Here is a 5,316-nt window from a genome sequence, read left to right on the forward strand (position 1 = left end):
GCCATAATCAATACCAGCGTGGTTACATAAGATAATTTACGTTTATCACCATTAATAGCGCCTGCAGCAACAATTGCTGCAGAAACACCACAAATAGATACGGCTGAGGCCAATATTACGCCAAATTCATCATCTACTTTTAACTTGCGGCTTAACCACATCGAAAAAAACCAAACTACAGTAACAACAATAACGGCCTGTATTATACCGGGTAAACCAGCTTTGATCAGATCGGCCGATAAAATAGTGGTTCCTAATATCACCAAACCTGTTTTAATATAAAACTCAGACCGTACTGCTTCTTTTAGCCAAGATGGCAACCTGATCAGGTTGCCCAATGCGATACCGATAAGCAATGCAAATACCACATATTCTAACCCAAAATAGGATACACTTTTATTGCCTCCGATAATAAAAGAAACGATAGCTAAAAAATAGATGAGCGCAAAACCGCCAGCAAACCGCGCAACACTGCCTCCAGATAAACCTATCGCTACCGAAGCTAAGGCCAGAAAAACTGCCCCCATTTCAACAATTAACAATAAGTTGGATGCTGATAATATTTTACCCAAAAGGTCTTCACTGGTTGCCCATTTAAATGCAGGTAAACTTATTACAGTACCATTGTTGGTTAAATAAAGTACAGTGGCAATAATAATCGTTCCCAATATAACAGCCCACCAATCTTCGGTGAGTGATTGTAAAAATGTTTTCTTATCCGGGCTTATCCCAGCATCTGTTAAGGCTCCAGTAGTATCGGCTGCGTTGTTTCGATTCGACATAGTTGATTAATTATGGTGTTAATTTGATTTCATTTCTAAAAATATTGGCGGATACGATCAATAAACCGTAAACGAATACCCAATATCGAAACTAAAGTAAATATTCAGGAGGATTTTATCCGTAACAAATATCTGACTTTGATCTACACATTTATTAGTGGGCCTTTTAAGTTAAAAATGCATCACAAACTAATATTTAAAAACAAATTCATTCAATTGTCTAATTCAGGATTCAATTTGTCTGGTTCAGATCCATTCAACTGGTTTTTGGAATGTTTATGCAACATTTTTGGGCAACTTAAAAAAAATATTATGACACTTAAAACAACAAAAACCATTTATTGGATCGGTGCCTCACTAACTTCGTTATGGTTTGGCACCAGCGGAGTTTGTGAACTCACAAAAAACCCTATTGTTTGGGACATTACATTAAAACTGGGATATCCAGCGTACTTTATTTATGTACTTGGTGTTGCTAAATTAGCCGGAATCGTGGTTCTACTAATCCCCAACAGATGGTTAAGGTTAAAAGAATGGGTATTTGCAGGGATATTCTTTGATATCATTTTTGCATTCTGCTCAAAACTAATTGTGATCGGTCCGCTAGCCACTACTGATGCCATTATAGCCTTTGCTATCGTTACAATAACCTACCTGATGTTCCAAAAACTTTATCCTACCCACTATTCTAATCTAACTGCTATTTAAGGTTTGAATAATTCTAATTAAATCAGTTTTCACATAAAAAGGGCGCTAGTAGCGCCTTTTTTATTGGTGAGAAATTTTACCTGGTACAGCATCTGTAATCTATAAAACAGCTAAACATCCAAGGCTGTGAATGCGTCACTAATCTCTTTGTTTGATGCTAAAGCACAGCGCAAATTATTTTTAAATAGAAAAGTCGCCAAATATATGGCGACCTCCTAACTAATAAACGTTGCTTATAAATTAGCAACTAGATTTATGTTATACAACTGGCTCATTCTCCAGTCCTTTCTCTTTTTTCTTTCCGATGCTTTGCACCATTTCACATTGCTGTGGATTTTTTTCAAATGGGGGGCTAACCAGAAAAAGTGTCGACATTAAGCTTGCCAATCCAACTAATAAACTGTTGGTTGTGGTATTTTGATGATTTTCCATGATGATAAATGATTAAAATGTTGTTGATGCATTTACTGCTGAAATTGCGCCTGTTGTTTTATGCTGAACCATTCCGATTACTTCCCATTTTTCGGCACTACTATCTTTAGGGATATTCAATACCGCAGTTCCAGATTTTGCATCCTTTAGAGACAGTGTTAAGGTTTTCCGTACCATTTGGATGTGGGATAATTTAAGTCCTGCATTCTCCCCACGCTGTACATCGGTACTACCGCTCTTTTGTACCAGTGCAAAAAGGAGATCGTCGCTAGCCTGAGTRCCTTTGGTTTCGTAATTTATTTTCAGTACATCCCCATCCCTTTTCGTATCGAAGGCTAAACTGGCTGTATACCTTTTATTCAGAAGCTGTTCATTAATGGCATTTCTTACGTCGTTTTCATTAGAGCCTATAAATTCCTGAGCGCCGTTAATAACCAATTGAGGGGTATAAACCTGTGCGTTTAACCAAGCACTATATTTTTTTTGCCTTTTTGTGTTTTCCTGACTTCCAAAAACATCCTTCCAACCTAAATTATCAAAATAATCAACATGATATCCAAGCACATACACTGGTTTCCCATTAGATTCTTTCTCTATTTTGGCCAACAGTTCTTCTGCTGGCGGACAGCTCGAACATCCTTCAGACGTAAATAATTCCAAAACGGCAAAGCCTCTCCCATTAACGGGCTGCTCCACTTTTTTTTCTTGTGCAGATCCTACCCAAATAAATGCGCTAAGTGCTATTACCGCCACAATGACTGCATTTACGATCGCTATTCTTTTTAGTGTTTTCATAATTTCTATTCTTTTTTTATCAAAAATAAGCGGATAGTATGCCTGAAATTAGGTGGAAAATAGCTGAACCGGACAAATTGGTGGAAGAGCTAGACAGGAAGCCGATAAATAAGACAAATTAGTTACGAGCACGCCTTAAAGCAAAAAAGGCCAGAAACGGATATCCGTTTCTGGCCAAGCTTGTTACCTAATAGCAGATAAATATTGATTTTTCTTACCTATCTTCCATCCAGGAAAGAAAAGCAGGTGTTTTTTCCTTATTAATCAGCAACTTATCTGGAGTTTCAATCACCAGTTTAACAAACAATTTTCTTAAGAAATAATGTTCTATTTCTTTAATGGCTTTAAAGTTAACTAAATATTGGCGGTTAACCCTGAAGAACTGTTTAGATGACACCAATGCTGTAATCTGATCAAGAGATTGATTTAATGCAAACTCTTGTTTATCGAAGCACATAATGGTTGAAGCATCATTTCTGATGTAAAAGAAAGCAATATTCTCGGTTTGAACAGTGGTATATTTTTGGTTTTTAAACACTAAAAAGCTCTCTTTTCCGGCAGGACTGCTCAATTTCGCCAATAAATTGCTTAAATCGGGGATTACTTTTTGCTGAAAAAAATTCTGAAGGCCGTCTACCTTTTGAAAGGCCTCCTGGATATCTGTTTTGGAAAAGGGTTTTAACACATAATCTACTCCATTACGCTTAAAAGCTTCTAACGAGTACTCATCGAAAGCAGTGCAGAACACAATAGGACTGTTTACTTTAACCTGTTTAAATATTTCAAAACATAATCCATCTGCCAATTGAATATCCATAAATATCAAATCGGGCTGTGGCTGTTCTGATAACGCTTTTACCGATCCTTCGATGCTCTGGTACTGCCCTACTATTTTCACGTCGGGCCTCAGGCTCAAAATTATATTTTCGAGTGATTTAGCTGTTTTCAGCTCATCCTCAATGATGATGATGTTCATGAATTAATGGGAGTTTAATTTTAAAAATTTGGCCATCGTTAATAATTTCGATTGGTTTTTCAAGAAGATGCTGGTAGCGCAACATGATATTTTTTAGTCCAACCCCCAATGAGTTGTTATCTGCAGTTTTTAAACGTATAGGGTTTTCCAAAACAATTTGCCCATCTTCGGCATACAAGCTGATGTGCAAAGGTTTATCCAACGAAACTACATTATGTTTGAGACAGTTTTCGATTAACAGTTGCAGCGTAAAGGGAGGAATTAAAGTGTGCAATATTTCTTCGTTTAAAGTAGAAGTAAAACTAAAACCACCATCAAATCTTGCCTGTTGTAAAAATAAATAGGCATTGAGTATTTCCATTTCTTCCGCAACGTGAATCAGGTCTAATTTACGGCTTTCGAGGGTATATCGATAAAAATTAGAAAGTTTAAGGATAAAATCGACAGCCGCTTCATCGCCGATTTCTACCATAGCCTTTAGTGTGTTGAGGCTATTAAAAAGAAAATGAGGATTAACCTGCTGCTTTAGCAATTCGTACTGCGCGCCCAAACTATCACTTTTGATTTTCTCCAATTCCATATTCACCTGTTGATTTTCGTAATTTTGTTGCAACAGATGAAGGAACATATAAAAAATTAAATTGATCAATATTCCCCTTACTTCAACCATCAACATCACCGGACCGAAATTAATGTGCGAAAGGATCAATTGCTGAATCCACGCCAGGCAAAGCATAATACCAATACCAATTAAAAGGCTTTTAAATAACCTGGAATAGGAAATCCCCTGTTTGTTTGGCCTACTGCTCTTTCGCGACAGCATGTAAATATTCAAATACCACATCAGCAAAGCAAATACCGAGGTAATACCAGCATTAACTGCCGCTTCGGCTGCATTAAAATGATGTTCTGCTATTTGTGGAACAGAAGATAAAACTCCAAGAAAAATGGAACTTACCCAGATAATGGCAGGCGAAATCTTTAAAGGGTTTTTGGTCATATCAGTTTTTAGCCAGGCTAATTAGGTGGGTTGGGATAATCAAAAATAATATTTTTTTAAATATGATGGCTGCACCACATATATCTCTTCTTTTTTCACCTAAAGTAACCACGCAAATCTTATAGTTAAACATTTTTAAGCCTGAACCAGACAGATTCGGCGCTTAAGCAGACAATGCCAGGTTTAAATCAGCACAAGAATTGTGTTTTTATTTCGGTAAGATCCCTGTTTCGTTAAAATAGTTAACAAACGCATAAAAAGGCTAACAATAGAAAATGTATCAACACGATAGCCGGCACAAAATGATACCCATTCCTTTGAGTTCAATTATAGTCTTACTCAGGGCTAACAATGTATAAGTCAAAACCTAATTTGTCTATTTCATCCCGAAAACACTAATCTCCCCTTTCCATCCGCATTAATTTTGACATACCTAACGGAGTAAAACATTAATTATCAACAAATTTTAGCAAATGGAAAATCAAAATAATTATAGCCGCCGGCGCTTTTTAAGTTTAGCAGCATTAACCGTGGCCGCTGCAGAACTTGGTGGATTAAACCTTTTGAACGCCAAAGGAATTACAAAAAATAAATCCAGCAATAATAAAATCAATGGCAATATA

Annotated in this window: 6 protein-coding genes; 1 reads left to right on the forward strand and 5 read right to left on the reverse strand. The window is 36.7% G+C overall.

Going from position 1 to position 5,316, the window contains the following annotated elements:
- On the reverse strand, positions 1–782 hold a 782-nt coding region (locus tag AC1DND_RS18375), incomplete at its 3' end, for a putative sulfate exporter family transporter (RefSeq protein ID WP_477583820.1).
- A gap of 312 nt (positions 783–1,094) precedes the next feature.
- Here AC1DND_RS18375 and AC1DND_RS18380 point away from each other — a divergent pair.
- A complete protein-coding gene (locus AC1DND_RS18380; protein WP_477583822.1) occupies positions 1,095–1,490 on the forward strand; it encodes a DoxX family protein in 396 nt (131 codons plus the stop codon).
- A 258-nt stretch (positions 1,491–1,748) separates the two neighbouring features.
- Here the strand turns inward: AC1DND_RS18380 and AC1DND_RS18385 are convergent, their stop codons facing one another.
- The 4 genes from AC1DND_RS18385 to AC1DND_RS18400 form a co-directional block, all read right to left on the reverse strand.
- Positions 1,749–1,922, reverse strand: coding sequence for a hypothetical protein (locus tag AC1DND_RS18385; protein WP_477583824.1), 174 nt, complete (start codon positions 1,920–1,922; stop codon positions 1,749–1,751).
- Between the two features lie 12 nt (positions 1,923–1,934).
- Positions 1,935–2,717 carry a DUF1223 domain-containing protein gene (locus tag AC1DND_RS18390; protein WP_477583826.1) on the reverse strand — a complete coding sequence of 261 codons (783 nt, stop codon included), beginning with the start codon at positions 2,715–2,717 and terminating at the stop codon, positions 1,935–1,937.
- A 214-nt stretch (positions 2,718–2,931) separates the two neighbouring features.
- Positions 2,932–3,693, reverse strand: coding sequence for a LytR/AlgR family response regulator transcription factor (locus tag AC1DND_RS18395; RefSeq protein ID WP_477583828.1), 762 nt, complete (start codon positions 3,691–3,693; stop codon positions 2,932–2,934).
- Positions 3,674–4,693: a sensor histidine kinase gene (locus AC1DND_RS18400; RefSeq protein WP_477583829.1), complete on the reverse strand. Its 1,020-nt coding sequence runs from the start codon at positions 4,691–4,693 to the stop codon at positions 3,674–3,676. Before AC1DND_RS18400 ends, AC1DND_RS18395 begins: the two co-directional genes overlap by 20 nt.
- Positions 4,694–5,316: the final 623 nt, after the last annotated feature.

It is taken from the genome of Pedobacter sp. 01N416 (assembly GCF_056399685.1).